The organism is Deinococcus peraridilitoris DSM 19664 (genome assembly GCF_000317835.1).
Lineage (GTDB): Bacteria > Deinococcota > Deinococci > Deinococcales > Deinococcaceae > Deinococcus_A > Deinococcus_A peraridilitoris.
Genome location: NC_019793.1, coordinates 1,990,771 through 2,016,889, shown reverse-complemented (window position 1 = coordinate 2,016,889; position 26,119 = coordinate 1,990,771). Strand labels below are relative to the sequence as shown.

At 65.0% G+C, this 26,119-nt stretch carries 29 protein-coding genes and 1 pseudogene; 15 read left to right on the top strand and 15 right to left on the bottom strand.

The window, feature by feature from the left end; all coding sequences use genetic code 11:
• Window positions 1-70 precede the first annotated feature (70 nt).
• The 6 genes from DEIPE_RS09870 to DEIPE_RS22200 all read left to right on the top strand — a co-directional run bounded on the left by DEIPE_RS09870 (window position 71) and on the right by DEIPE_RS22200 (window position 5,116).
• Complete coding sequence (locus tag DEIPE_RS09870; protein ID WP_015235820.1) at window positions 71-934, top strand: branched-chain amino acid ABC transporter permease; 864 nt, start codon at window positions 71-73, stop codon at window positions 932-934.
• Window positions 931-1,914 (top strand): branched-chain amino acid ABC transporter permease, encoded by a 984-nt coding sequence (locus DEIPE_RS09865; protein WP_015235819.1) that lies wholly within the window; start codon window positions 931-933, stop codon window positions 1,912-1,914. The genes DEIPE_RS09870 and DEIPE_RS09865 overlap by 4 nt, the downstream gene beginning before the upstream one ends.
• Entirely contained in the window at window positions 1,911-2,705 is a 795-nt protein-coding gene (locus DEIPE_RS09860; RefSeq protein WP_015235818.1) for an ABC transporter ATP-binding protein, read from the top strand. The genes DEIPE_RS09865 and DEIPE_RS09860 overlap by 4 nt, the downstream gene beginning before the upstream one ends.
• Window positions 2,689-3,399, top strand: coding sequence for an ABC transporter ATP-binding protein (locus tag DEIPE_RS09855; protein WP_015235817.1), 711 nt, complete (start codon window positions 2,689-2,691; stop codon window positions 3,397-3,399). The genes DEIPE_RS09860 and DEIPE_RS09855 overlap by 17 nt, the downstream gene beginning before the upstream one ends.
• Before the next feature lie 204 nt (window positions 3,400-3,603).
• On the top strand, window positions 3,604-4,617 hold the full coding sequence (locus tag DEIPE_RS09850; RefSeq protein WP_015235816.1) for an extracellular catalytic domain type 1 short-chain-length polyhydroxyalkanoate depolymerase: 1,014 nt from the start codon (window positions 3,604-3,606) through the stop codon (window positions 4,615-4,617).
• Between the two features lie 130 nt (window positions 4,618-4,747).
• The gene (locus DEIPE_RS22200; protein WP_015235815.1) at window positions 4,748-5,116 is read left to right on the top strand and encodes a DUF3060 domain-containing protein; all 369 of its coding nucleotides are present in this window, start codon (window positions 4,748-4,750) and stop codon (window positions 5,114-5,116) included.
• 85 nt (window positions 5,117-5,201) lie between these two features.
• Here DEIPE_RS22200 and DEIPE_RS09840 read toward each other — a convergent pair whose 3' ends face one another.
• Window positions 5,202-5,678, bottom strand: a complete 477-nt coding sequence (locus tag DEIPE_RS09840) for a CAP domain-containing protein (RefSeq protein WP_015235814.1) — start codon at window positions 5,676-5,678, stop codon at window positions 5,202-5,204.
• A gap of 116 nt (window positions 5,679-5,794) precedes the next feature.
• Between DEIPE_RS09840 and DEIPE_RS09835 the strand changes: the two genes are divergently transcribed.
• Window positions 5,795-8,749: an AfsR/SARP family transcriptional regulator gene (locus tag DEIPE_RS09835; RefSeq protein WP_015235813.1), complete on the top strand. Its 2,955-nt coding sequence runs from the start codon at window positions 5,795-5,797 to the stop codon at window positions 8,747-8,749.
• An 84-nt stretch (window positions 8,750-8,833) separates the two neighbouring features.
• Window positions 8,834-9,595 (top strand): 3-hydroxybutyrate dehydrogenase, encoded by a 762-nt coding sequence (locus tag DEIPE_RS09830; protein WP_015235812.1) that lies wholly within the window; start codon window positions 8,834-8,836, stop codon window positions 9,593-9,595.
• 7 nt (window positions 9,596-9,602) lie between these two features.
• Here the strand turns inward: DEIPE_RS09830 and DEIPE_RS09825 are convergent, their stop codons facing one another.
• Window positions 9,603-10,148 (bottom strand): NUDIX hydrolase, encoded by a 546-nt coding sequence (locus DEIPE_RS09825; protein WP_015235811.1) that lies wholly within the window; start codon window positions 10,146-10,148, stop codon window positions 9,603-9,605.
• Window positions 10,149-10,189: 41 nt separating this feature from the next.
• On the opposite strand from DEIPE_RS09825, the gene truA reads away from it, so the two are divergent.
• Both truA and DEIPE_RS09815 read left to right on the top strand, forming a co-directional pair.
• The gene (gene truA, locus DEIPE_RS09820; protein WP_015235810.1) at window positions 10,190-11,023 is read left to right on the top strand and encodes a tRNA pseudouridine(38-40) synthase TruA; all 834 of its coding nucleotides are present in this window, start codon (window positions 10,190-10,192) and stop codon (window positions 11,021-11,023) included.
• 164 nt (window positions 11,024-11,187) lie between these two features.
• Window positions 11,188-11,751, top strand: a complete 564-nt coding sequence (locus DEIPE_RS09815) for a site-specific integrase (RefSeq protein ID WP_015235809.1) — start codon at window positions 11,188-11,190, stop codon at window positions 11,749-11,751.
• A gap of 12 nt (window positions 11,752-11,763) precedes the next feature.
• On the opposite strand, the gene DEIPE_RS09810 is transcribed toward DEIPE_RS09815, so the two are convergent.
• From DEIPE_RS09810 to rpsF, 8 genes are all read right to left on the bottom strand, one after another.
• Entirely contained in the window at window positions 11,764-12,285 is a 522-nt protein-coding gene (locus DEIPE_RS09810; RefSeq protein WP_015235808.1) for a macro domain-containing protein, read from the bottom strand.
• Window position 12,286: 1 nt separating this feature from the next.
• Complete coding sequence (gene gmk / locus DEIPE_RS09805) at window positions 12,287-12,931, bottom strand: guanylate kinase (protein ID WP_245557523.1); 645 nt, start codon at window positions 12,929-12,931, stop codon at window positions 12,287-12,289.
• Window positions 12,932-13,018: 87 nt separating this feature from the next.
• Window positions 13,019-15,010, bottom strand: coding sequence for a transketolase (gene tkt, locus DEIPE_RS09800; protein ID WP_015235806.1), 1,992 nt, complete (start codon window positions 15,008-15,010; stop codon window positions 13,019-13,021).
• Window positions 15,011-15,125: 115 nt separating this feature from the next.
• On the bottom strand, window positions 15,126-15,875 hold the full coding sequence (locus DEIPE_RS09795) for a metallophosphoesterase family protein (RefSeq protein ID WP_015235805.1): 750 nt from the start codon (window positions 15,873-15,875) through the stop codon (window positions 15,126-15,128).
• Window positions 15,876-16,042: 167 nt separating this feature from the next.
• A complete protein-coding gene (rplI, locus tag DEIPE_RS09790) occupies window positions 16,043-16,486 on the bottom strand; it encodes a 50S ribosomal protein L9 (RefSeq protein WP_015235804.1) in 444 nt (147 codons plus the stop codon).
• Window positions 16,483-16,746, bottom strand: coding sequence for a 30S ribosomal protein S18 (gene rpsR, locus DEIPE_RS09785; protein ID WP_015235803.1), 264 nt, complete (start codon window positions 16,744-16,746; stop codon window positions 16,483-16,485). The genes rplI and rpsR overlap by 4 nt, the downstream gene beginning before the upstream one ends.
• Before the next feature lie 51 nt (window positions 16,747-16,797).
• A complete protein-coding gene (locus DEIPE_RS09780) occupies window positions 16,798-17,664 on the bottom strand; it encodes a single-stranded DNA-binding protein (RefSeq protein WP_015235802.1) in 867 nt (288 codons plus the stop codon).
• Window positions 17,665-17,810: 146 nt separating this feature from the next.
• Window positions 17,811-18,119, bottom strand: coding sequence for a 30S ribosomal protein S6 (gene rpsF, locus DEIPE_RS09775; protein ID WP_015235801.1), 309 nt, complete (start codon window positions 18,117-18,119; stop codon window positions 17,811-17,813).
• Between the two features lie 216 nt (window positions 18,120-18,335).
• On the opposite strand from rpsF, the gene DEIPE_RS09770 reads away from it, so the two are divergent.
• From DEIPE_RS09770 to DEIPE_RS09755, 4 genes are all read left to right on the top strand, one after another.
• The gene (locus DEIPE_RS09770) at window positions 18,336-19,370 is read left to right on the top strand and encodes an AfsR/SARP family transcriptional regulator (protein ID WP_015235800.1); all 1,035 of its coding nucleotides are present in this window, start codon (window positions 18,336-18,338) and stop codon (window positions 19,368-19,370) included.
• A gap of 141 nt (window positions 19,371-19,511) precedes the next feature.
• Complete coding sequence (locus DEIPE_RS09765; RefSeq protein WP_015235799.1) at window positions 19,512-20,180, top strand: response regulator transcription factor; 669 nt, start codon at window positions 19,512-19,514, stop codon at window positions 20,178-20,180.
• A 121-nt stretch (window positions 20,181-20,301) separates the two neighbouring features.
• Window positions 20,302-21,081, top strand: a complete 780-nt coding sequence (locus DEIPE_RS09760; protein ID WP_015235798.1) for an enoyl-CoA hydratase-related protein — start codon at window positions 20,302-20,304, stop codon at window positions 21,079-21,081.
• A gap of 295 nt (window positions 21,082-21,376) precedes the next feature.
• Window positions 21,377-21,844, top strand: a complete 468-nt coding sequence (locus DEIPE_RS09755; RefSeq protein ID WP_015235797.1) for a response regulator — start codon at window positions 21,377-21,379, stop codon at window positions 21,842-21,844.
• Between the two features lie 145 nt (window positions 21,845-21,989).
• Here DEIPE_RS09755 and DEIPE_RS24485 read toward each other — a convergent pair whose 3' ends face one another.
• The 4 genes and pseudogenes from DEIPE_RS24485 to DEIPE_RS09740 all read right to left on the bottom strand — a co-directional run bounded on the left by DEIPE_RS24485 (window position 21,990) and on the right by DEIPE_RS09740 (window position 24,455).
• Complete coding sequence (locus DEIPE_RS24485) at window positions 21,990-22,589, bottom strand: metal ABC transporter permease (RefSeq protein ID WP_052326678.1); 600 nt, start codon at window positions 22,587-22,589, stop codon at window positions 21,990-21,992.
• Between the two features lie 11 nt (window positions 22,590-22,600).
• On the bottom strand, window positions 22,601-23,068 hold the full coding sequence (locus tag DEIPE_RS23935) for a FeoA family protein (RefSeq protein WP_052326677.1): 468 nt from the start codon (window positions 23,066-23,068) through the stop codon (window positions 22,601-22,603).
• Between the two features lie 73 nt (window positions 23,069-23,141).
• Window positions 23,142-23,261 (bottom strand): annotated as a pseudogene (locus tag DEIPE_RS24970) (metal-dependent transcriptional regulator); the annotation flags it as partial.
• 111 nt (window positions 23,262-23,372) lie between these two features.
• The gene (locus tag DEIPE_RS09740) at window positions 23,373-24,455 is read right to left on the bottom strand and encodes a GGDEF domain-containing protein (RefSeq protein ID WP_157448830.1); all 1,083 of its coding nucleotides are present in this window, start codon (window positions 24,453-24,455) and stop codon (window positions 23,373-23,375) included.
• Between the two features lie 189 nt (window positions 24,456-24,644).
• On the opposite strand from DEIPE_RS09740, the gene DEIPE_RS09735 reads away from it, so the two are divergent.
• Window positions 24,645-25,475, top strand: a complete 831-nt coding sequence (locus tag DEIPE_RS09735) for a 5'-3' exonuclease (RefSeq protein ID WP_015235795.1) — start codon at window positions 24,645-24,647, stop codon at window positions 25,473-25,475.
• Here DEIPE_RS09735 and DEIPE_RS09730 read toward each other — a convergent pair.
• A complete protein-coding gene (locus DEIPE_RS09730; protein ID WP_015235794.1) occupies window positions 25,467-25,961 on the bottom strand; it encodes a hypothetical protein in 495 nt (164 codons plus the stop codon). The genes DEIPE_RS09735 and DEIPE_RS09730 overlap by 9 nt on opposite strands.
• Window positions 25,962-26,119 lie beyond the last annotated feature (158 nt).

Sequence of the window (26,119 nt, the reverse complement as noted above, 5' to 3'; positions counted from 1 at the left end):
GAGCACGCAGAGCGCGAAGGGCGGAGCGCCAGTCGTTGTGCTCCGCCCTTCGCGCTGAAGCGGCACGCTTATGGAACTATTCCTGCAAACCTTACTGAACGGCCTGCTGCAGAGCGGAATCTACGCCCTGGTGGCTTCGGGTCTGGCGCTTGCGGTGGGCGTGGTCGGCATCGTCAACTTTGCCCACGGCGAATTTCTGATGGTCGGCGCTTTTCTGTCGTGGGGCCTGCTCGCCTACCTCGGCATGGACCCCCTCATCGCGCTGCCAATCGCGGCGCTGGCGATGTACGGTGCAGGCGCCTTCACGTACCGCACCACCATCCGGCACGTGCTGCTCGCACCGGAGCTCAACCAGATGCTGCTGACCTTCGGGATCAGCATCCTGCTGCAAAACCTCGCGCTGCTGCTGTTCGGCGGCAACACCCGCACGGTCAGCACGCCTTACCAGGGCCTGAGCGTCAGTCTGGGTGAGCTGTCAGTCGGCTTTCCCAAGCTGCTGGCCTTCGGGCTGGCCGCGGCCCTGCTGGGCGCCCTGTACTTCGTGTTGTACCGCACCACCCTGGGGCGCCAGATGCGCGCGGTGGCCCAGAACCGCCGGGGCAGCGCCCTGATCGGCATCGACGTGGACCGCGTGTACCTGATCGCCTTCGGTGTTGCAAGTGCGCTGGCGGCGGTGGCCGGGGTGCTGGTCAGCATTCTGCTGTTCGCGAGCCCCACGGTGGGCCTGGTCTTCGCGCTCAAGGCCTTCGCGATCATCGTGATGGCCGGCCTGGGAAACCTGACCGGCGTGCTGTGGGCCAGCGTGGTGCTGGGCGTCTCCGAGGCGCTCGTGCAGACGTACGTTCCCGGCGGCGGCGGCTGGAGCGACGCGGTGTTCTTCCTGCTGATCTTCGTGACGCTGGTGGGTCGCTCGTGGGGCGGGGTGCGCCGATGAAAGGGAACGTGACTCGGTCGGGAACGCCTGCGCGCCGCCACGCCGACGACTCCGGCACCCTGCGCAGCCTCGTTCCGCTGGGTGTCCTCTTCGCGCTGGCGCTGGTGTTTCCCTTTCTGCCGTTTGGGGACCGCGCCGAATATTACCTGCAGATCGCTTTTTTTACGGTTGTCGCCGGCATTCTGGCGCTCAGCTGGGACATTTTGGCGCGCAGCGGTCAGGTGTCGCTGGCACACGCGGCTTTCTATGGCCTGGGCGCCTACGGCTTCGCGCTGCTGGGCAAGGTAGTGCCGTGGTTCGTGGCGATGCCCGTGGCTGCCCTGCTGGCCGCCCTGATCAGCGTGGTGCTGGGCGCGGTGACCCTGCGCCTGAGCGGGATGTATTTCGCCATTGCCACGCTGGCCTTCACCGAAGTGGTCCGCACCATCGTCCAGAATTTGCCCGACGAGGTCGCGGGCGGCGCCAACGGCCTGCTGGTCCCGGCGCTGCTGGGCGGCAACTCACGGGCGCAGTTCTACCTGGCGCTGTTCATTCTGCTGCTGACGGTGCTGGCCAGCTTATGGGTGCGTTTCTCACGCCTGGGCTTCGCGTTCGCCGCGACCCGTCAGGGTGAGGAGGTCGCGCGGGTGCTGGGCGTACCGGTCGTGCGCTTCAAGCTGATCGCCTTCGCGCTGTCGAGTTTTCTGGCCGCCCTCGCCGGGGTGCTCTTCGCCGGCAAGACCTTTTTCATCTCACCCGGCGACACCTTCAGCATCGCCACCAGCATCGCGCCGCTCACGACCAGCATCTTCGGTGGGCTCTACACCACCCTGGGCCCGATTCTGGGCGCGGTGGTGCTGAGAATTGCCGAGGAGGTACTGCACAACTACATCAAGCAGGGGTATCTGGTGGTGTACGGCCTGGTGCTGATCCTCTCGATTCTCTTTTTGCCGCGCGGCTTGATGGGCCTGCTGCGCCGCCGGCACGGAGGTGACGTATGAGCGCGCCCACGGCTTCGACGGTGCCGCTGCTGCGCGCCCAGAATCTGGCAAAGCGCTTTGGTGGCCTGATGGCCGTGGCCGACATCAGCTTCGATCTGTACGGGGGTGAAATCCTGGCGGTCATCGGTCCGAACGGCGCGGGCAAGACCACCCTGCTCAACCTGCTTTCGGGCCTCTACCGTCCGACCACCGGGCAGCTGCAGCTGATGGGCCGCGACGTGACGAACCTCAGCATGGAGGAACGCTGCCACCTGGGGCTGGGGCGCGCGTTTCAGATCGTGCGTCCCTTTCCCGAAATGACGGTGCTGGAAAACGTCACGGTGGGCGCGCTGTTCGGCAAGAGCGGTACGTCACTGGGAACTGCGCGCGCTCAGGCCTGGGAGCTGCTGGAGTTCACCGGCCTGAGTGCGCACGCCGACAAGCCCGCGCACGAACTGACGCTGCTGCAGGACAAGCGCCTGGAAGTGGCGCGGGCCCTGGCCACCCAGCCCAAGGTGCTTTTGCTCGACGAGGTGATGGCGGGCCTGCGTCCCGGTGAATCGCAGGAAGCGGTGGAACTGGTGCGCCGGGTGCAGGCGGGCGGGGTGAGCGTGCTGTTTATCGAGCACATCATGCCGGTGGTGCGTGACCTGGCGCACCGGGTGGTCGTGATGGACGCCGGACGGGTACTGGCGCAGGGAACTTATGCGCAGGTGGTCCGTGAGCCCCGCGTGATCGAGGCTTACCTGGGCAGCGAGATGAGCAGTGAAGTGGGAGTGGAAGCGGAGGTGGCGAGTGGAGCTGGTCATTGAGAACCTGCGCGCCGGATACGGCAAGGTGCAGGTGCTGTGGGACGTGAACCTGCGCCTTGCCGAGGGCGAATTCGTGGCGGTGATCGGCGCCAACGGCGCGGGCAAGACCACCACGCTGCGCGCCGTGTCGGGTTTGCTGCGCCCTGGCGGCGGGCGGGTCACCCTGAAGGGCCAGGACCTGACGCGCCTCTCTCCTACCCAGATCGTCAAGCTGGGCCTGGGGCACGTGCCGGAAGGCCGTGAGCTCTTTCCCGGCATGACCGTGCTGGAGAACCTCGAACTGGGCGCCAGCATCCGGGATGAAGCGCGGACGCGCAAAAACGAGACCCTGGCGCAGGTGCAAGAACTCTTTCCACGCCTGGCCGAGCGGCGCTCACAACTGGCCGGTACGCTGTCCGGCGGTGAGCAGCAGATGCTGGCGGTCGGACGGGCCCTGATGAGCTGTCCCAAGGTGCTCTTGGTGGACGAGCCGAGCCTGGGCCTCTCTCCGCTCTTGACCCAGACCGTGTTCCGGGCACTCAAGGCCGTGAACGCCACCGGGGTGGGCGTGCTGCTGGTCGAGCAGAACGTCATGCAGAGTCTGCAGCTGGCCGAGCGCGCCTACGTGCTGGAAAACGGCCGGGTGGTCAACGAGGGCCTGGGACGCGACCTGCTGACGGATCCCAGCGTGCGCGAAGCTTATTTGGCTTTGTGAAGCCGCTGAATAACCCCGCAACGCTTTTATAATACCTGGGCCAATCAATACAGCGAATGAAACTTCAATTGAAGTTTCATTCGCTGTATCCTTTTCGCGGTTTCAAATAAACTGGTGAAGCTCCTATTAAAATTCGTGACTTCGCTTTTTATTTGTGGGCATGTTACACTCCGCGCAATCCAGTAGTTGTTTTCAGGAGGAGCAATGCGCATACAGGCTCTGTCCGCCGTTCTGGCACTCTCGACCCTGCTCGCTGCCTGTGGGCAGCACTCGACGGATTCTCCCGACACGGACGCCCGGGTGAATCCCCTGGCCAGCGGATACTGGGTGTCGGGCACGTACAGCAACGCCTACGGCGCGCGGTACTACCGCCTGTGGGTTCCCGCTGGATACGACGGCAGTACGGCCCGCCCCCTCATGGTGATGCTGCACGGCTGCAAGCAGGACGGCTACGACTTTGCCGCCGGCACACGCATGAACGCCCTGGCCGACTCGCGCAACTTTCTGGTGCTCTACCCCGAACAGGGCACTGCCTATAACGCTTACGACTGCTGGAACTGGTTCTATGACGCCAACCAGCACCGGGGCAGCGGCGAGCCCTCCATCATCGCCGGAATGATCAGCTGGGTAAAAAGCAACTACCGGGTCGACAACGCCCGCGTGGGTGTCGCAGGCCTCTCGGCGGGCGCGGCCATGTCGAACATCATGGGCTGCACCTATCCGGACCACATCAGGAAAGTCGCGTCATTCGCGGGCCTGATGTACCGCGCCGCCCTGAGCGCGACCGGAGCCACCGACGCCATGAACTACGGCAACATCTACGACCCCAACAGCCGGGGAACGGAATGCTCGAGCGAAATGGGCACCCGCCGGCACGTCATGCCCACCCTGGTCTTTCACGGCACGTCCGACGGCACGGTGAACATCAAGAACGCCCACCAGACAAACGCGCAGTGGGCGCAGACGAACGACCTTGCCAGCGACGGAACCGACAACGGCAACGTGGACAACACCGCCGACGCGAGCGCGAGTGCCACGGCCTGCCGCAGCTACACCCGCTACGACTACCAGGACAGTGCGACCGGCGCGGTCGTGCTGCGCAAGTACCTGATCGACGGCCTGGGACACGCCTGGTCCGGAGGCAGTTCGGGCGGCTCGTACAGCGATCCGTGCGGCCCGGACGCGAGCAGCATTATCGTGAACTTTTTCGGCTTCTGATCGATTTCGGTCTTGCACGCCCCTGTTCGCACCACTGTGGGCAGACTTGGTACCGTAGAATGAAACCGGCCTGCAGTGGCCGGTTTTTTATTTCACACGTTCCGGTCCCGGCTGGCCGGCAGGAGAAGTCATGCGCAACGCTCGTCTTGTTTCCTTGTTTGCCATGCTGTGCGCTTTCACAGCCTGCGCGCCCGCAGTCGTGACCAGACCGGCCGCCGTGCGTCCCGCGTCCGTGCCCAGAAATGTGCTGGTCAGCGAAAACAACGCACGTCTGTCGATCTCCTGCGACGGTGGCGACATGACCATCAGCGGCAACCGCAACTTCGTGACTTTCACCAGTGTCTGCGACGACATCATCGTGACGGGCAACAGCAACACCGTCACGGCCGACTCGGTGCGCCGCGTCACGGTGCGCGGCAACAACAACCGCGTGACCTGGGGCGGCAACGATCCGGTGGTCAGCAACAGCGGCAACAACAACACCGTTCGCCGCCGCTGACGTACGACGCTCCAAACTACAGAAAAGCAAGGCGCCTCACCACAGCCGTGTGGCGCCCTTCATCCGTTCGGTGTGCGGCGACCGGTTACTGGCTGCTGAACACCATCACGTGCGCTTTGCCGCGCGGGCCGTTGACCACGCTGACCCCAGCGAAGTTGTAGCGGCCATCCATGATCACGTTGCAGTGCACTGCCGAGTGCAGCCACCACTGCACCGCCCGCTCAATCGGGCCATCGACGTTCAGATAGATGATTTCCGAGAGGCTCGGGGACTGCACGCCGTACGAGGCCGCACGCACTTTGGGCGAACTGCCGTCCGCGCCGGTGTGGGTCACCCGCCCCGTGCTGGCCATGTAGAGCGCCTGGACCCGCGCGGCGGTCGAGTTGACCGGCTTGTACGCCACCGGGTCCTGCGCGGCACGCCGTCCGGTAGGGCAGTTGTACCCTTGAGCGCGAACTTCGTTGATGCGCGCCAGCAGCTGCGTTTCGACGTTGCTCTGGGCATTTGCGCTTCCCAGGAGCGTCAGCAGCGCCGCCCCGATGAGCGTGCGGTGAGTAGGCATGACGAGCGATTTTACCGTGCTGGTTAAAGAAAAGCTACAAAAGAGTTCTCATTTTCATAAATCTCGCGGTATAAGGATTCACCTTTGCCGTCCGGTTTCCTACAATAAAAGTCCGCATGACCTGGCGTGAATACGCTTCCCCACGGCGCACCCGCCCACCGCAGGTGCGCGGCGCGCTGGCCCGACCACGCCTGAGCGCCCTGCTGCACGGTGACGAACGCATCGTCATGCTGAGCGCACCTGCCGGGTACGGCAAGACCACGGCCCTTGCGGCCCACCTGCCGGACCTGGGACGCAGCTGCTGGTACACCCTGGACGCGGACGACGCCGATCCTCACGCTTTTGCCGCCGGGCTGGTCCTCAGCGCAGCCCGCCTTTCCGGCATCGAGGACGCCGAGACGCTGCTCGATGCGGGCGCCGCGCCGTACGTGGTGGTGCGCCGGCTGGTGGACATCCTGCTGTCACAGGATGTGCTGCTGGTGCTCGACGAAGCGCAGCATCTGCCTGCCGAGCTGTCACGCGAACTGCTGGCCGGACCGCGCCTGGCGCTGCTGTCGCGCACCGCGCTGAAGTTGCCTGACCTGGAGGTGTTCGAGGCGCGTTCGGAAGTGCGCCGCCTCGGCAGCGCCGAGCTGAGCTTCGATGTGCAGGAGACACAGGCGCTGCTGCGTGCTCACGCGGTCAGCGTGGACCTCGCCGCCGCGCGGCTGGCGCACTCGGTCACCGAGGGTTGGCCGATTGCCGCCCGTTTTCTGGCGCAGGCCCTCTCGGGCAGGCGCCTGCAGCTGGGCGCGCTGCGCAACCTGGAAGCCGAGCCCCCCCAGCTTTCGGCACTCTTTGCTTACCTCGCGCAGGAAGTGCTGGGGCCACTGGAGCCCACCTTGCGCGAGTTCCTGACGCGCTCGAGCGTGTTCGAGGCGCTCACACCCGAACTGCTGCAAAGTGTGCTGGGCGAAACGCACGCCGAGACGTACCTGGAGGCCCTGGCACGCAGCGGCACCTTCCTGATCCGTGAAGGCACCGCCTTCCGGGCGCACCCGCTGCTGCGCGCGCACCTGCGCGCCGCCCTGCCCCGGGAACACGCGCGCGAGCTGGCATTGCGGGGTGCAGCCTACTTCGAAGGCGCCGGGCAACCCCGCCCCGCCTTGCAGGCCCATCTGCAGGCCGGCAACACCGCGCGCGCCGGGGAGCTGCTGGTCCTGCACGGTGCGCGCTGGCTCGGACAGGGCCGGGTGAGCATGGTGGAGCGCTCGCTGGAACGCGTCGGTGAGGAAGTCATGACCGCGCAGAGCGCATTGTTCGCGCTGCTGGGGGACGTCAGGCGCCTGCAGTCACGCTACGACGAGGCGCTGCAGGCCTACGAGCGTGCCCCAGAGGCGGCCCGGGTCACCGGGCAGGCGCGGATCTACCTGGATACCGTGCAACCGGCGCGCGCCGAAGCGCTGCTCGAACAGGCCGCGCGGTTGCAGGGCGCGGACGCGCCCGAACTGCGGGTGTTGCGCGCCGAAAACGCCCTGAACGCCGGACAGCTGGAGGCCGCCGTCGAGTGGTGGCCGGAGATTGCGCAGGGAGCGCGCTTCGCCTTGCGCTCTGGCAATCTGGAACGCGCACTCATGCTGGCTCGCCGTGGGGTGCGGGGTGAAGTCGGAGGACAGCGGGCGGCGCAGAACCACCGTGAAGCCCTGCTGCTCGAAAGCCTGGTGTGCGCCCTGACCGGCGAGCTGACGCAGGCCGAGGAGAGCGCCCAGAGCGGCATCGTCGAGGGAGAGCGTCTCGAAAGCCCGTTCGTGCAGAGCCTGGCGTACGCGCGCTTCGGGCATGCGCGGCTGGCACGGGGTGACGATGTCACAGCCCGCACCAGTTACGAGCGGGCCTTGTCACTGGCTCAGGACACCGTGCCGCGCCTGATGGCCGAGCCGCTGATGGGCCTGGCCTTTCTGGATCCGCAAGGCGTTCACGCCGCGCAGGCCCTGACCATCAGCGAGGGCAGTGGAGACTGCTACATGTCCGCGCTGGTGCGCCTGACCTTCGCGCTTGGACTGCAGGAAACCCGGCATCCGAACGCCATCAAAGAACTCGAGCGCGCTCGAAGGGACTTTCAGGACTGCGGGGACGTGTTCGGGCAGGCCTGCGCCGATCTGGCGCTCTACGCGGCCGGTCAGGGCGACGCGCACCGCGCACTGCGCGCCGTGCAGGCCTATCCATTCCTGCTGTCCAAACCGAGCCTCTTCACGCCGGCCCGCACCCGCGCCGGTCGCGCGGCCCTGCTCTCGCGCCTGGCACGCGAAGCGCCTGAAATTCCTGCGTACCTGCGTTTGCTGGCGCGCGACCTGGGCTACGCTGACGTGACGCTGGAGCATCCGGGGGTGGAGGTGCGCGTGCAGCTGCTCGGCCGCCTGGGCGTGCAGCGCGGCGGCGAGGAAGTGCGTGACTGGGGCCGTGCCAAAGCACGCGACCTGCTGGCCCTGCTGGTGGTGTATCCGGAAGGAGTCAGCCGGGAAGCGGCACAGGAAGCGCTCTATCCGGACCTGGAGCCCGAAGTCGGCGAACGCAATTTCCGAATCGTGCTGCACGCGCTGGGCACGGTGCTGGAACCGGGCGGTGGCAGCGCCTACTTTCTGGAACGCGGTGAGTGGCTGCGCCTGCGCGCCTCGCCAGACCTGACCGTGGACTTGTGGGAAGCCTGGCAGGCCCTCAAGGCCCGCCCGGGCAGCGCACAGCGCGCCGAAGCGCTGCTGGCGCTGCCCGGGCGACTGGCCGGTGTGGCGCTGGCCGACGTGGAAGCCGAAGCCGAACGCTATGCTGCCCGCCTGCCCGAAGCGCTGGTAGAAGAAGCCAGCCTGGCCCTTTCCCAGGGCGAGCTCGAACTCGCCACCCGCCTGGCGGAGCGCTCGATCACCGTCGAAGGGGCGCATGAACCGGCCGCGCGCGTGCTGATGCGCGCCCATTACGCACGCGGGCACCTGGGCGGCGTGGCGCGCGCTTACCAGCACTGCCGGGAGGCGCTCCGTGCGCTTGACCTCGCGCCGATGCCCGAAACCGAAGCGCTCTACCAGGCCCTGCGCGGCTGAGCCGTGGACGACACGGTGCACTTCCGGCCAAACGGTACGGGGTGGTGCAACTCTGGCGTAACACCACGCTTTTAGACTGCGCGCATGACAGATCAGCGCCTCGCCCTGGTCACGGGCGGCACAAGCGGCATCGGACGCGCCATCGCGCAACGGCTTTCCCAGGATGGGCTGCAGGTGGCCGTGCTGGATCTGGAACGTGAGGAAGCGCGACGGGTCGCGCAGGAAGACGGCCTGACGTTCGTGGCCGCCGACCTGTCGCGCCGCGAGGACTGCCGCCAGGCCATCGAGACGGTAGTGGAGCAGTTCGGGCGTCTGGACGTGCTGGTCAACAACGCCGGTTTTCAGCACATCGACCCGATTGCCGACTTTCCCGAGGACACCTGGGACCGCATGCTCGCCGTGATGCTCACCGCCCCGTTTCTGCTCAGCAAGTACGCCTGGAAGCACCTGACCCGCAGCGGTCAGGGACGCATCATCAACATCGCCAGCATTCACGGGCACGTCGCCAGTCCGTTCAAAAGCGCCTACATCAGCGCCAAACACGGGGTCATCGGCCTGACGCGCACTGCCGCGCTGGAAGGCGGTGAAAGCGGCCTGACGGTGAACGCCATCTGCCCAGGGTACGTGCGCACCCCACTGGTCGAAAACCAGATTGCCGACCAGGCCCGCACCCGTGGCCTCAGCCCGGAAGAAGTGATCAGCAAGGTCATGCTGGAAGGAGCCGCCATCAAGCAGCTGCTCTTGCCACAAGACGTCGCGGCACTCGCCAGCTACGTCGCCTCGCCTGCCGCCTGGGGTATGACCGGTGCCGTGCTGGACCTCGATTTGGGCTGGACGGCCCGCTGAAATCGCTTCAGACCGCTGCGGGCAGCAGTCGAGCCAGCTTGCGGGCTGCACGACGCAAATTGGCGTCGGGAAGATCGGCGAGCGGCAGCCAGGTCACCTGGGGCAGTGGGCGCAGCGAGCGCAGGCGCACACCGTAGCGCAGATCGAAATGGCAGTGGGCACCCTCGTCCGGTCCGGCGGGAATGGTGTGAACGTCCATATCGATGGGCGCTTCGCTCAGAACTTCCACTTCACCGCTTTGCACACCGGTTTCCTCGGTCAGTTCGCGCAGGGCGGCCGCCAGCACACTGTCGTCACTGCTTTCGACGTGACCCCCGGGCTGGAGCAGCCGACCGAGCTTCTGGTGCTGGATCAGGCCAAGCTGTGTGCCGTCCGGGCTGAGCAGCAGCACTGAGGCAGTGATGTGACCAGGTGCAAAAGCCTGGCGGTCAAAAGGACTGGGGTGGGTTTCGGTGAAGTCGAGAACGTCTCCCAGGGCCTGAGCTTCGATGGGGTCAATGGGACGGTGGAGGCGCAGCTGACGTAACAACTGAGCGCGCAAGGCATTCTGCATAAAGAACAGATTAATCCGGCAGGCGGGCAATTGGGTGAAAAATGAGGCGCAAGCCACAACACGTCCCGGTGTGCTTTAAGCTACAGCGCGTGCAGGACACTCTTGCGGATTCTTTCTATGCCCCGCCGCCAGGCTACGGCCGCGTGCGGCTCGACGTGCAGTGGGACGGGCGGGACTTCGTCGGCTGGCAGAGCCAGGCCCGTGGGCGCAGCGTTCAGGATACCCTGCATGCCGCCCTGAGCCACCTGGGCGACGCGCGGCGGCCCGTCGCGGCCGGACGGACTGACGCGGGCGTACACGCGCTGTGCATGCCCACCCATGTCGACGTAGTGGATGGCACGCTGCGCACCAGCATAGAGCGCCTGCCCTGGGCACTCAATGCCCTGTTGCCGCGGGATTTGGTGGTCCTGGGTGCCAGCGCGGCACCAGGTTTTCACGCGCGCTTCTCCTGCCGGCAGCGCGCCTACGTGTATCGGCTGCTGCGCGCACCACACCGCGCTCCCCTGGAGGAAGGGCGGGCGCTGCATGTCGCGCGCGCCCTGGATGTGGCGGCCATGCGGATGGCGGGCACGCACTTTGTCGGTCGCCACGACTTCGCCGCCCTCGCGACGCGAGACGAGCGTCAGAGCGTGCGCGAAATCCATGAGCTTGTGCTGGTAGAGCACGGATCACTTCTCGAGGTGCACGTGCGGGGCGAAAGCTTTCTGCGCCATATGGTCCGCGCGCTCGTGGGAACCCTGCTGCTGGTCGGCGAGGGAAAGCTGGTGCCAGACGATGTCCCTGAGATTCTGGCGCGCCGTGACCGGAAGCTGGCCGGACGCAACGTCGCCCCTCACGGCTTGTACTTTGCAGGTGCCCGCTATTCGAATTCGTGACGGCGATCCAGCCGACCTGCGACGGACAATTTCAGGGTGGCGCCAACTCCGACGAGCTTGCCGATGCTTTTAGGCCGTGTCGCCCCGCACGTCAGCCTGACCGCGCGTTATGCTCCTTGAAGCGAAGGCCAGGGCAGGACAGGCATTTCGCCCCAGGAGGATCCATGACCCATCCATCGGGCCGCACACGACTTACGCGAAGCCAGATCATCGCCGTCATGGAAGCCTGCGGACCGAGACGCGATGAGCTGGTCATCGGCCTGCTCGGTTTGCAAGGGCTCAGGCCACGGCAGGTCAGCTGGCTGCTGTACGGTGACTTTGACTTCGAGCGCCAGACGCTCACCCTCATCGCGAGCAACGCCGAACCGCACGCCTGGCCCCGTTCGGCGGGTCAGGCGACCTCGGTGCCACTTGACCCGGACCTGGCCAAGGCCGTGCACAGTTATGCGCGCTACGACCGAAACGCACCGCGCCGCCCGCAAGATCCGCTGCTGAGCCAGCACCCTGGAGAAAATCGTCCCATCACGCCGGAGCAGGTCAATCACGTGGTCCGCAAAGTCAGCCGGGAAAGGCGCGCGGAGCTCGGGACCGAATTCACGGTGGCCGATTTGCGCTGGTCGTGCGCGCAGAACCTGCTCGACGAAAGCTGGCCCCTTGAGGACATCGCCACCCTGCTCGGGCATACCAGCCGCTCGGTCCAGAAATTCCTGGAACGCGGCTTTGACTGAAGGTCGGTCGGCTCAAGTGCGGGTCTGCAGGTGTACCCGAGCGCGCTCGAAGGCATGCAGCGCCTCTTCGCCGTGCAGGACCAGCCGCACGTCCAGAGCGTACACGCGCAGCCCGTCGAGAAGCGCGCGCACGCTCACCTGGGCGGCCTGCTCCAGCGGGTACCTGTAGATGCCGGTCGAGATGGCCGGAAAAGCCACGCTCTGACAGCCGTGCTGCGCGGCTAGCTCCAGGCTGGCGCGGTAGGTCGCCGCGAGCAGTTCCGCCTCGCCCTGCTGCCCGCCGTGCCAGACAGGGCCGACCGCGTGGATCACGAAGCGGACACCCTGGCGCGCCAGACCGAAAGCAGGCGAAATGACGGCCGAGCCGCTCGGACAGTGCCCGATGTCGCGGAGATAGCGCAGCAGCCCCGGTCCGGCGGCGCGGTGAATGGCGCCGTCCACCCCACCGCCTCCCGCAAGGCGGGAATTGGCGGCGGTGACCAGCGCGTCGGCCCGCTGCTGTGTGATGTCCCCCTGCAGAAGCGAGAGGGGCATGTCAGGAGTCGACGATGTGCGCGAGTTCCCGTTCGCTGACACGGTGCGCGCGGAGCAGTTCGGTTCGCACGATGGCCTCCAGATCGGAGACTGCCACATCGATGTTGTCGTTCATGACGATGTAGTGAAAGCGCTGCGCCAATCTGATGTCACGCCGGGCGCGCTGCAGGCGTTTCTCGATCTTGTCAGGGCTTTCGGTGGCCCGTCCCAGCAGGCGTGAACGCAGCTCGGTCAGGCTGGGCGGCATGATGAAGATCAGCACCGCTTCGGGCGCAAGCTCAGCCACCTGCATGGCTCCCTCGATCTCGATGTCGAGCAGCACGTGCTCACCACTGTCCAGCGCCCGTTCCAGCGGGGCACGTGGGGTGCCGTACATGTTGCCGACAAACTCGGCGTGTTCCAGAAACCCCTGTCCCTGCTCGAGTTCGGCCAGGAATTCATCGCGGGTGCGGAAATGGTAATCCTGACCGTCCACCTCGCTGGGACGCTTCTCGCGGGTGGTCCACGACACCGAGAAGTGCATGGGAATGCGCTGCATCAGCCGGGCGCAGAGTGTGTTTTTTCCGACGCCCGACGCGCCGGAAACCACGATGAGCAATCCGCGTTTTTCGGCAGGAATCTGGGCGGGTGTTTCTTCTGCTTGCATTCCCTCAAGCATAGAGGAGGCGCCGGGAAGCGCAAAGGGCAAAAAGGCAGCCTCAGCCCAACTTGGGCTGAGGCTGCCTCACGATCATCAGAGCAGACTCTTGGCGACCTTGGCAATGTTGTGCGAGGAGAAGCCGAACTTGTCGAGCAGGGTCTTGGCCGGGGCACTCGCACCGAAGCCCGTCATGGCAATCACCGCGCCGTCACTGCCGGTCCACTCGTGCCAGCCGAAGGGAGACGCCGCCTCGATGGCCACGCGCTTCACGCCGGGCGTCAGGATCGAGTCCCGGTACGCGCCGTCCTGCGCGCGAAAGAGTTCCATGCACGGCATGCTGACCACGCGCGCACCGATGCCCTCCTGGGCCAGGGCCTCGGCGGCTTCGAGCGCCACGTGCACCTCGCTGCCCGTGGCAATCAGAATGACCTTCACTTTGCCCTCGGCTTCCCGCACCACGTAGGCGCCACGCCGCACACCCTGATGGTTGCGTGGCAGAATCGGCAGATCCTGACGGGAGAACACCAGCGCGCTCGGGCCATCCTTGCGCTCCAGCGCCAGTTGCCACACGGCTGCGGTTTCGTTGGCGTCCGCCGGACGGTAGACGTGGGTGCTGGGAGTGGCGCGCAGCTGAGCGAGCTGCTCGATGGGCTGGTGGGTCGGACCGTCCTCGCCCAGTCCGATGCTGTCGTGGGTCAGCACGTAGATGACCGGCTGGTGCATCAGCGCCGAAAGACGCAAGGCAGGTTTGAGGTAGTCGCTGAACACCAGAAAGGTGCCCACATAAGGCCGCAGACCGCTGTAAAGGCTCATTCCGTTGGCAGCGGCAGCCATGCCGTGCTCGCGCACCCCGAAGTAGATGTTGCGAGGCGCAAACTGACCGATCTTGGTGAACTCTTCCCCGATGATGTTGGTCTTGGTGCTCCCGGCCAGGTCAGCACTGCCGCCGATCAATTGCGGTACCCGCTTCGCCAGGGCGTTGAGGACCGTGCCGCTGGCGTTGCGGGTCGCCATCGGCTTGCCACCCGCTTCGAAGGTCGGCACTTCGCTGTTCCAGCCTTCGGGCAGATCACCCCGCAACGCCAGTTCGATCTCGCCTGCCAGCTCCGGATGGGCCTCCTTGTAGCGGTCGAGCAGCTCGGTCCATTCCCGTTCCTGGCGCGCGCCACGCTCCCGGGCGTCCATGTGCGCCCGAACTTCGTCCGGCACCGTAAAGGGCTCCTGGTACGGCCAGTTCAGGGCCTGCTTGGTGAGCCTGACTTCTTCGGTGCCCAAGGGCTCACCGTGGGCTTTGCTGGTGCCGCTCTTGTTGGGGCTGCCGTAACCGATGATGGTCTTCACGCGAATCAAGGTCGGGCGGTCACTCTGGTGCCTGGCCGCGTGAATGGCCTGCTGAAGCGCGACCGTGTCGTTGCCGTCGTGAACCATCAGCACCCGCCAGCCGTAGGCTTCAAAGCGCTGGGAGGTTTCATCGCTGAAGCTGACGTTGGTGGGCGTATCCAGTTGGATGTCGTTGTCGTCGTACAGCCAGATCAGCTTGCCCAGCCGCAGGTGGCCGGCCAGCGAGGCGGCCTCGTGGCTGATGCCTTCTTGCAAATCGCCGTCGCTGACCAGCGCGTAGGTGTGGTTGTTGAACAGCTCGAAACCCTCGCGGTTGTAGCGGGCGGCCAGATGCGCTTCGGCCATCGCCATACCCACGGTCATCGCCGCTCCCTGACCGAGCGGACCGGTGGTGGCGTCGAGTCCGGGGGTATGAAAGAACTCCGGATGACCGGGCGTCTTGCTGCCCCACTGCCGGAAATTTCGCAGCTCCTCCAGCGGCATATCGTAGCCGGTCAGGTGCAGCAGGCTATAGATCAGCATGCTGGCATGACCCGCTGACAGCACGAAGCGGTCGCGGCCCATCCACAGCGGATTGCGGGGATTGTGCCGCAAGAAATGCTGCCACAGCACGTACGCCATCGGAGCCATGCCCAGGGGTGCGCCCGGATGGCCGCTGTTGGCTTGCTGGACCGCATCGATCGACAGCGTCCGGATCGAATTGATCGACAGGGTCTCCACATCAAGACTGGCAGGGGTCGTCATGCGGTCAGTCTACCCTCCCTTCTCATAAAAGCAGCCGCTTGTCTGTTTCAGGAAACTTCAATGTTTTCTGAATGTCCCATCCCGGCGGCCCCGAAGGGAGAGGCAAGACGGTCAGTCAACCGTGACGCGCCACCTCCTCGACCGGCGCTCCGCGCGAACGGCGTTTCTGATAGGCGCCCGTCAGGAGTTCAAGCACGTACTCGCGGGTAAAGGGCATTCCCGAGGCTTCGGCAACCGCAATTTCGCCGTCACGGTCGTACGCCAGGCGGACAAAGGAAATGCTGTAGCCGCAGTTGTCGAAGTCCAGCACCAGGTAACTCGCGAGGGTCGAGTCGAGCGGGTTGCCGACGCTGCCACAATTGATCAGCGGTCGACCCTCGACGTCGAGCAGCATGGCTTCGTGAATGTCAGCGTACACCAGGGCGTCCGCACGGTGGGGCAGCCCCACTTCCGGATTGGGTTCAAAGGATTCCAGCTGCTCCTGCAGGCTGGCATGCGGATACAGACGGTGAAAGACGCCTTTGCTGGAGGCGTGCACGAAGCGCCAGTTGAGGCCGCAGTGCCGCTCCTCGAAGCCGAAAGGCAAGGCGCCCAGGTACGACAGTTGCCCGGGCGTGAGCCGCGCGCGCGGCCACAGGTCCTGAGGGCGGTGCGAAGCGCCCGCCACCCGGGCATCCCAGTTGCCCTGCACCACCCGCGTGGCATAGGCCGCGACCCAGTCCACCGTTTCGCGTGGGCGTGGTCCTTTACCGACCAGATCGCCCAGCACCCAAAGTTCGGAAATGGAGCGCCGCTTGATGTCCTCGTGCACGGCCAACGTGGCATTCAGGTTGGCGTGCAGGTCGGCAAGAACGGCGATCTTCATGGGCACCAGTGTAGCGAGGTCAACGCGCGGTCAGGGAAGGTAGCCGACAATGTGCCTGCAGGTCTTCTTGAGCGACCGACTTCTGAGAAAAGGACGGTGAAGGACGGTGCGGATGTCATGACAAAGGAGTGGCCCAAAGGCCACTCCTGGGAAATCACGCTCGCGCTTTACTGCTGGGCGTGAATGACGATTTTGAGGGGAACGCTGACTTCCGGATGGGCCTTGTAGCTCACCGTGTACTCGCCGAGTTCCTTGATCGCCTTGGGCATTTCGAGCTTGCGGCGGTCGACTTCAAAGCCTTTGGCGGCAAGCGCTTCGGCCACGTCGGACGCGGTGACGGCGCCGTAGATCTTGCCTTCACCGGCACGAACGCTCAGGTCGATGGCCTGATCCTGCAGCTTCTCGGCCAGGGCCTGCGCGCTGGCCTTGTCCTTGGCGAGCTGCTTCTCGCGGGCCTTCACGCGGGCTTCGAGGGTCTTCATGTTGCTCGCCGTGGCGGGCAGCGCCAAACCTCGCGGCACCAGGAAGTTACGCGCGTATCCCGGCTTGACGCTCACGACTTCCCCGGTCTTGCCAAGCTTGGCCACGGGCTCAAGCAGGATGACGTTCATTTGCGCACCAGCTTGTCCGTGTAGGGCAGCATGCCCATCTGACGGGCGATCTTGATGGTGCCCGCCAGGCGGCGCTGGTTTTTGGCACTCAGGCCGGTGCGGCGACGGGGCAGAATTTTGCCCGAGTCGCTGACAAAACGGCGCAGCATCTTGACATCCTTGTAATCGGTGATTTCGAGTTCACCAATCGAGAAGGGGTCTACTTTGGGTTTGCGAGGGCGCTTGGGGCCCTTGGCACGCGGTTTGCGTTCAGTCGCCATGATTCCTTGCTCCTTGTGTCCGACTGTCCCCCACGCCGTCAGGCGTCAGGGTTAGAACGGCAGGTCTTCTTCTTCCGGCGGGAAATTGTCGAGGCCTTGATCAATATCCAAGCCGCCCGAACGGGACCCCGTGCCCACACTTCTGGCACTGCTGGTCGCATTGCCCATGGCCCCACGGGCTGCGACCGGGGTGGCTGCGGATGCGCCGGCACCCGCGCCTCGGGTCAGGACTTCGACTTTCGTCGCTTCTACTTTGGTGGAGTTGCGCTTGTTGCCTTCCTTGTCGGTCCAGGCCTCGTTCATGAGGCGTCCGGTGACCAGGAGGGGATCACCCTTTTTGAGGTTCGCGGCAGCCTCAGCCAGTTCACGCCACAGGGTCACGTCGATCCAGTGGGTTTTTTCCTGCTGCTGGCCATTGCGATCCTTCCAGCTTTCGTTCACGGCGAGGCCGAGGCCCAGCACCGCGTCTCCAGCGGGGGTGTAGCGCAGTTCGGGGTCACGGGTGAGGTTGCCGAGCAGCATGACGACGTTCCAGCCGCCGCCGAGCCTGAGGCCTCCACCCGCGTCCTGCACGGTTTCCGTGGCCGAAACCACGCTTTCGATGCGTTGCGCCTTGACGCGCACCATGCTGCGCTTGCCGCCTTCGGGCGCGTCCCAGGAGCTGTACTCCAGGGAGCCTTCCACCATCACGATGTCGCCGGACTTGAGGTTGCGCTCGCTGATCCATTCGGCAGGCTTGCCAAGGACGCTGACGCGGTGATACCAGGGCAAGCGGCGTTCACGGCCATCGTTGCCGATGACGTGGTCCTCTCCTGCCACGGTGGCCTCGAATACGGGCACGCCGCTGGGGGTGTAACGAAGTTCGGGGTCGCGGGCGAGTGCACCAACAAAATAAACGTGATTCATTCCTCGAGCCATGTCTGTGTCCTCCTGAGTGATAGGTCTGCTTGCGGTGTCTGCGTACGTGATAGGCGGGGCCCAAGCAATGAAGTGCGCTTCGTGCGCTTGCACTTCGCTCTCAGCATAAACGGGCGCTGGCCTTTCGGTCAAGCGCTGCGCAGGCTTCAGGCCTTTTTGGTCTTCCACTCGGGACGGTCGCGGACAACCAGCACGCGGCGCACGTTGTCACGCAGGCGCAGCAGGCTGGCGATTTCCTTTTCAGGGTTACCGCTCGTCTTGATGGTGTAGAACAGAAAGTATCCTTCGCGCTCCTTGGCAATCGGGTAGGCAAGGCGGCGGTTGCCGGGCTCCTCCAGATTGACCAGTTCGCTGCCCGCCGCTTTCAGGGCGTTCTCGATGTAGTCCTTCTCGGTCGAGACTTGCTCCCCGGACAGGCTGGGGTTGAGGATCAGGTTCAGGTCGTATGTTTGCATCATTCACCTCGCTTTCCGGCCAGTGCGCGGCCCTGAGGGCTCACGTGGCACAATTGGCAATTGTACCAAAAAGTGGGCAGCAAAGGAAAGAAACGGCCACGCAGAGGGCGGGTTCCGGGGCGGCCGAGGTGGAAACTCAAAAAAGTCGCGCCTGGACGTGAAAGTTCCTAAAGGAAGAGCGCAGGACCAGCACCGTAAGCCTGATACAATGCCCTCATGCCCAGCGTCTTGGTCGTGGACGACGACGCCGCGATTCTCAAACTGGTCAGCGTGATTCTGGCGCGCGCTGGCCACGAAGTGCACGCCTGCGCTCACCCGGTCGAGGCGCTCAGTCTGCTCGACCGCATCACGCCCGACCTGATCATTTCCGACGTGGTCATGCCGCACATGACCGGCTACGAGTTTCTGGAACACGTGCGCGAACGCGAAGAGCTTTCGCACCTGCCCTTTATGCTGCTCTCCAGCCATGCCGAGCGCGACGACGTGCGGCGCGGCATGAACCTCGGGGCCGACGATTACCTGCCCAAGCCCTTCACCCCGCACGACCTGACCTCTGCCGTGGACGCCCGTCTCAAGCGCATCTCCAGCAAGCCGGTGACCGCGAGCGGTCTGGAGGCACGCGGTCTGGGCACCTCCACCGTCACCTGGCGTGGAGAGCCGATACCGTGGGTCTCACGCAAAGCAATGGAGTTGTTCTTCCTGCTGCTGGAAAAACGCGAGGTCACCAGCTGGGAGGCTGCCGAGGCCCTGTGGCCCGAAAAAGACGAGGCGCGGGCCTCCAGCCTCTTTCACACCACCCTGCACCGCTTGCGCCGTTCGCTCACGCCGGAAGCGGTGGTCAGCCACAGCCGCCGCTACGCGCTGAATCCCGATCTGGCGCCCAAATACGATGCGCGCACCTTTGAGGAACGCGTCGAGCGCACGGTGGGAGGATCGCCCAGCCTGGAAGAAGTGCGCGAACTGATCGGCCAGTACGGCCGGTATCTGCCCGACGTGGACTCTGACTGGTGCAGCGACGTGCGCCGCCGCATCGACGAGAAGCAGATGTCGCTGCTGGGCCTGGCTGCCGAACTGGCCCGCAGCGCCGGAAGACCGCGCGAAGCGGCCAGTTATCATCAGCAAGCCTTGATGATCGATCCCTTCAGCGACGGCGACTGGCAGGGCCTGGCGCGCGCGCTTTCCGACCTGGGCGATCCCCGTGCCCGCCTGGCACAGCAACGCGAGCCCTGGTGGTCGACCGATCTGGCCTGAACGGCACAAATTTTTGTGCAGAACACCGATTTTTGCGCCCCCGCTACATTAAGACGATCAGCGAAAAACGCTTATAATGCTGCCGCACCGGTTCATTAAGATGCGGAAGACCTCACGGCCACTCATTGGAGGACGTTCTGCATGGAACAACGTATTTTGTTGATCGAGGACAACCCGGATATCACCCGCGTTGTCTCTTATGAACTCGAACAATCCGGTTACCGGGTACTGACGGCGCCGGACGGCGTCAGCGGACTGACCAGCGCACGTGAAAACAACCCCGACCTGGTGATTCTCGATTTGGGCCTGCCCGACTTCGACGGAGCGGAAATTGCCCGGCGTCTGCGCAAGACCAGCGCAGTGCCGATCATCATCCTGACCGCCATGGACGCCGTGGACCGTAAAGTGAATCTGCTGGAGGCCGGCGCGGACGACTACATTACCAAGCCCTTTCATCCCGAAGAGCTGGTGGCCCGCGTCAAGGTGCAGCTGCGTCATCAGCAGCACGGCGAGATCATCAGCATCGGTGCGCTGGAGATTCATCCGCAAAAGCGGCTGTGCCACTACAACGGTCACGAAGTGCGACTGTCGCCCAAGGAGTTCGACCTGCTGACCTTCCTGGCGCGTCAGCCGGGGCGGGTCTACAGTCGCGACGAGATCGAGCGCGAGGTCTGGAACGGCGAACTGCCCTCCAACAGCAACGTGGTGGACGTGCACATGGCCAACATGCGCGCCAAACTGCGAGACCTCGACGGCTACGGCATCATCCGCACCGTCCGTGGCATCGGCTACGCGTTGAAAACACCCTGAGCGGAGAACAGCAGGGCGGCCGGGGAGACTCCCCGGCCGCCCTGCTGTTCCTGGCCCCTCCACCCAGGGGCAGCCCACGAACGTTTCGTTTGTCCAGTCGCCTGTCCGGTATGGTGAGGCCATGAGCGACCAAGTCGTGCTGAAGGCGCTGGAACATGGCGTCCTGACCCTGACCCTCAACCGCCCCGACAAACTGAACGCTGCCAACGACGCCCTGCTGCTGGGCCTGACGGGCGCCCTGCGGGAAGCCGCAGACGACAGCGCCGTGCGTGTGGTGGTGATCACCGGCGCAGGACGCGGCTTCTGTGCCGGCCAGGACCTTGGTGAAGTCGGCGCGCGCGAGATGGGGTTCGCCGAGCATTTGCGCCATACCTACAACCCCCTCATCAGCACCATGCGCGCGCTGGAAAAACCGGTCATCACTGCCGTGAACGGCGTGGCTGCCGGCGCGGGCGCCAGCCTGGCGCTGGCCGGCGACATCCGGTTATGGTCGAGCGCCGTCACCTTTATCGAGGTGTTCTCCAACATCGCCCTCGTACCCGATTCGGGCAGCACCTGGATGCTGCCGCGACTGGTGGGCTACCACAAGGCTTTCGAGCTGATGGCGCTGGCCGAGCGGGTAAACGCCGAGGAAGGCCTGCGCCTGGGACTGTGTGAGCGGGTCTTTCCCGCCGAGACCTTCGCCGAGGACGTGCGCGCTTACGCCGAGCAGCTCGCTGCGCGCCCGGTGCGGGCGCTGGGACTCACCAAACGCGCCCTCAACCAGGCGCTCAGCTCCACCCTCGATGAGGCGCTGGAAAACGAAGCCCAGGCGCAGCAACGGGCGGGCGAGGATCCTGAACACCGCGAGGGCCTCGCGGCCTTCAAGGAAAAGCGGTCTGCCCGCTTCAAAGACGTTTGAGCTCCGCCATTCCACACGGTCGCCTCGAAATTCCGAACTTCCACAGCACTGCTTGAAAATGGCATGGGCGGCGCGTCGCGACACCACCAGGGCGTTTAATTACGGTAAAATGAACCTGTCCCAGCGGTTTGGGTCGGAAGATCAGGGCTCCTCGGCGTGACCGGCCAGCGGCGCCGTCGCCAAGCCTCGCCCGTAGCGCTATGGTGGACGGAGCGCGGTAAAGTGGGCCCGAAACAGGCAACCCTCTCTGAATATCGAAAGAGAGTCGGCACAACAGGGCGAAAGAGGACGCTGAATGATCGATATTCTGCTGGTAGATGACAGTGAAGCCGACGTGATGCTCACGCAGCTCGCTTTTGAAGAAGCACGGATGGCCAATCGGCTGCACGTTACGCGTGACGGCGTCGAGGCTCTGGAGTTTTTGCGCCGGCAAGGCCCTTTTCAGGACGCGCCAACACCGGACGTGATCCTGCTCGATCTCAACATGCCCCGCATGAACGGTCTGGAGGTCCTTGAGGAACTCAAGTCGCACGACGTGCTGCGCAACATTCCAGTGGTGGTGCTCACCACCTCGCAGGCCGAGGCGGACGTCTGGCGCAGCTACAACCTGCACGCCAACGCCTACATTCCCAAGCCGGTCAGCCTGCCCAACTTCCTGGACGTGGTGCGCTCCTTTGAAAACTTCTGGCTGGCAGTCGTGAAACTGTCGCCGAAAGGCTACCACCCGCCCAGCGAAAAGCACGACCTCGAACACGACACCTGAAAGCGCCTGTCCTGACGACCACTCGTGAAGAAAAAGGCGCCTCGGGTCAGACGAACAGAGTCCAGGAAAGCGCCATGAAGGCCAGCGCGTACAAAGGCACGCACGTCGACTGTCGACGTGCGTGCCTTTGTACGGCCCATGGTTTTCAGGAAGGACTGAAAGGCGGCGTACCACCGTGCGCTGCCCCCGCGGGTGTCAGGGTCCAGCCGTTCGCCTCGGGCACGATCAGGCCAGCCGTCCGCGCTTCACCGATGATGCGCGTGAGGAAGCGTTTTCCCCAACCGAACTCACGCAGCAGCTCTGCATCGTCCACCGGTCGCCCATCGTGGTGCGCGAGGTGTGCCACGAGCAGCCGCACCGCGAATTCCCCACGCTGACGCGCACGCCGGGCCGACTGGGTGAACGCACCGGCGTGCGGTGAGAACAACACGGCCAGCGCGAACTGTACGCCCAGCACGCTGGCACCCGCGCCCGTCAGCACGCTGAGCAGCAGCATCACCGGCAAGCGGCGGGTCAGCAGGTACGCCGTCGCGCCGGGCACGATCATAAAGGCAACCACCAGAATCGCTCCAACCGCGTCAAAGGCGGCCACGGTCGTGACCGACACCAGGCCCATTAGGGCGTAATGCAGCACTCCGGGCGCAAAGCCGAGCGCCGCTGCCAGCCCGGGATCGAAAGTGGACAGTTTGAGCTCCTTGTAGAAGGACGCCACGAACCACAAGTTGAGCAGAGCCACGCTGCCCATGATCTACTGATCTACAAGGACGTCGCGCCGAGGTTCACGCCGCCAATGGTCAGGTCGTAAAAAGGCGTATACGCGATTTTGCCGTACAGCACCGCGTCAAGGTCGAGGTGAACGTTGCGAAACTGCATCGACACCGCCAGTATGCCCAGGCTGAACAACGCCGGGAACACCAGCCCGATGGCCGGGATGCCCAACCCCTCTTCGCGCGACAGCAGCCTCACCTCGACGCTGGGCGTCAGACCACCGTCCATCAGGGAACGCAGGACAGCGGCTTCTCCTGGCACCCGCAGGATGTGGGCGCTCTCCCCCACCTGTAGGCTGCTCAGGGAATGGGAAGCGGTCGAGGGCAGCTCGCCGTCCTTTCCGGGAATCGGGTCGCCGTGCGGATCGATGGCCGGGTGACCCAGCCATTGGGCGATGCGCGCCTCGAAGCAGGCGGTGGTAGCGCAGCACTTCCAGTGCAATTTTCTCGCCTTCATCCGTCAGGCTGGCCCCTTGGCAGGCCGCGTGGGTCACCAGCCCCAGTTCGGCCAGCTTGCGCAGCATGCCGGTGGCACTCGCCGGGGCCACTTCCATGGCGTCGGCCAGATCCCTCCCGACGTTGCCGAACTGCCCCAACAGATAAATCTGTTTGTAATCCTCGGCGAAATGAGACAACAGACGGCGCTTCATATTCCGGATTCAGGCATGCCTAAATCCAGAGTAAAGTTGTTTGACTCGCATATTTAGGACTGCTTAAATCCTGCCGGAGCAAAGGCCAGTTCGGGATCGGTGCCTGACAACTCAAACGTGAACGCGTGCCCGTCCGGCCTGTTTCGCGGAGTACATGGCAGCGTCTGCCCGCGCAAACAGCGAGGAGGGCGTATCGTCCACGGTGGCCTGCGCCACGCCGAAACTCGCGCTCACCACCCCGGCCCGGGGATGGGACTCAGAGCGCAGCAGCTGATCCAGCCGCTGCGCGACCCGTCGCGCGCCCTCCAGATCGGTCTTGGGCAGCAGCAGCACGAACTCCTCGCCACCCCAGCGTCCAAAGCGGCTGTCATCACGCAACGCCCGTTTCACGGTGCTCGCCGTGGTGCGCAGCACCACGTCCCCGGTTTCGTGTCCGAACGAATCGTTGATCTGCTTGAAATGATCGAGGTCGAACACCACCAGCGAAAACGGCTCACCGTACACTTGCGCGCGCGCCAGATCGGCTTCCAGCCACAAGTTCAGCTGGCGGCGGTTGGGCAGCCCCGTCAGGACGTCCTCGAACGCGGTCTGCGCCTGTTGCTCGGCCTGAATCACGGCCCGCAGGTACTGACGGCACAGGTAGGCCAGCATGGCATACACGCTCAGGTACACCGCGTGCGACAGGTAAAACTGCAAGAAGCCGCTGATGGCCCCCTTCGTGACGGCCACCGGCAAGTCGCTGTAGAAGGCGAATACCCCGCCGACGGCCAGGAAAGCGGCATACACCGCCAGCGACGACAGCAACGCCGCTCGGGGAGGCAGCACCACGACGGCGACCAGATACGACAAGGGCAACCAGTAGGCGTATGGCCCGAAGTACGGTACCTGTCCGGGAGCAAGCACACTCCAGGCGAACTTCATCACGCCCACCACGGCCCCCACCACGAAGAACAGGTAACCCACCGTTCGCAGCGAACCCGGCCACAGCCGCAACGCGAGCAGCAGCCCCAGGTCCCACACGCCCAGCAGCGCCAGCCCTACCGTGTCCTGGTGCGACCACGACGCGGTCACCGCGAAGGCCAGCGTCAGCACGGCCGTCAGCACGCTCAGCAGCAGCATGGTCGTCAGGGCCGCGCGCCGGATGGGCGCCGCCGGATCGAGGGACAGGGTGGACGTGGGAAGCGCGGCGGACACGAACACCAGCATAGAAAAGGAGTTCTTACATTCTCGTGACAAGAATTTCGTCCCCTTACCCCACCGGCCAAAGGCCAAGGCGGTCAGCTCGCCACCCGGCAGCTCAGCCTGCGCTACGGACCGCGCCGCATCATCGAGGACCTCGCACCTTCGCACCTCCCGGAGAACGGCTGGTAAGGTAAGAGCAGCATGGCCGTCTCTCCGCTGCTGATCATTGACGTGCAGGGCCTCGCCTACCGCAGTTACTCGGGCCTGCAGAGCGCGCGGCGCAAGGAGGCACTTGAGCGCGGCCAGGACCCGGCGCTGCTGGGCCCGCCCGATCAGCGCGCCGCGTTGGCCTTTTTCGCGCGTGCGCTCGCGCGGCGCCTGGAAGAGCACCGTCCACGTCACGCTTACGGCGCGCTGGAAGGCGGGCGGACATTCCGCGAGGAGCTGTTTCCCGCCTACAAGAAAAACCGGGCTCCCAAAGACGAGGCGCTGCGAATTTTTCTGCAGCTGGCGCGCGAGGTGGCTGCACGCCAGCTCGACGTGGTCGAGGCGCCTGGCTTCGAGGCTGACGACGTGATCGCCTCGCTCGCCGCGCGCAACACCCGGCACGAACTGGTGATCCGTACAGGAGACCGCGATCTGTACGCGCTGGTGCGCGACGAGGGGCCGCGCGTCACCGTTTACCGCGAGGATTTGCGCTGCGTCATCGACGAGGCAGGTGTCCTGCGCGAATACGGCGTAACGCCCGCGCAGGTGCCGCTCGCCAAGATGCTGATGGGCGACGAGGGCGACAACATCCCGGGCGTGAGCGGCCTGGGCAAGGGACGCGCGGCACGGATTCTGCTGGCCTGTCCGGACCTCGACACCATCTGGCGCAAGCGCGCGGTGCTCGGCAAGGCCGAGTGGCGCGGCCTGGAGGCCTGCGGCTACGAAAGATTGCAGCTGTATCTGCAACTGACCACCCTGCGAACCGACGCGCCGCTGCGCCGGCCCGAGGGAGCGCTTTCGGCCACTCTTCGAACTTCAGCGTGACGAACGCGGGCGCTTGATCCCCAGCAGCTTTTCGCCTTTGGCGCTCAAGGCGTACTGCCCACTCACACCCTGCTTGTCGCGCCCGCCGCGCGGCGTGAGGTAGCCTTCACCGACCAGTCTTGCCATTATGAGGCGCTCGAAGCGGCTGTTGGGACGGTAGTAAGGCGCCAGGGCGGCCAGCACGTCCTCGCGCGCTACGATCAGGGGCGGTGCGCCGGGCCGAAGTGGTCCTTGCAGTTGCGCAGCGAACATCGCCTGCAGAATCACCGGCAGCAGTTCTCCCAACCGGTCGCTCCTGGTCGGCCGATCCGGCGGGCGAGTGCTTTCTTCGGTACGCTGGCGGCCCTGGGTGCTGCGCGCACTTTCCGGGCGGGCTTTGGATTTGTCAGCCGGGCTGTCCGCTGCGGGGCGGGCCGCGCTCTTGCCGGTTTTGAGGTGGGCCAGATGCGCCGGAAGACGGCCCGCCGGTTTCTTGCTGACGCTCATGCTTCACGCTATCAGAGCCGCAGGGGGCGTGTCGGCTTCTGCGCCCACCAAGCTGAAGCAGGCTCCAAACGCCGGCCGCCAAGTCGGGCGCCATCATGCGGTCGTTCACAGCTAACTGCTGGCGTCGTCCTCATTTACGGCCTGGCGAGTCCCCCTAT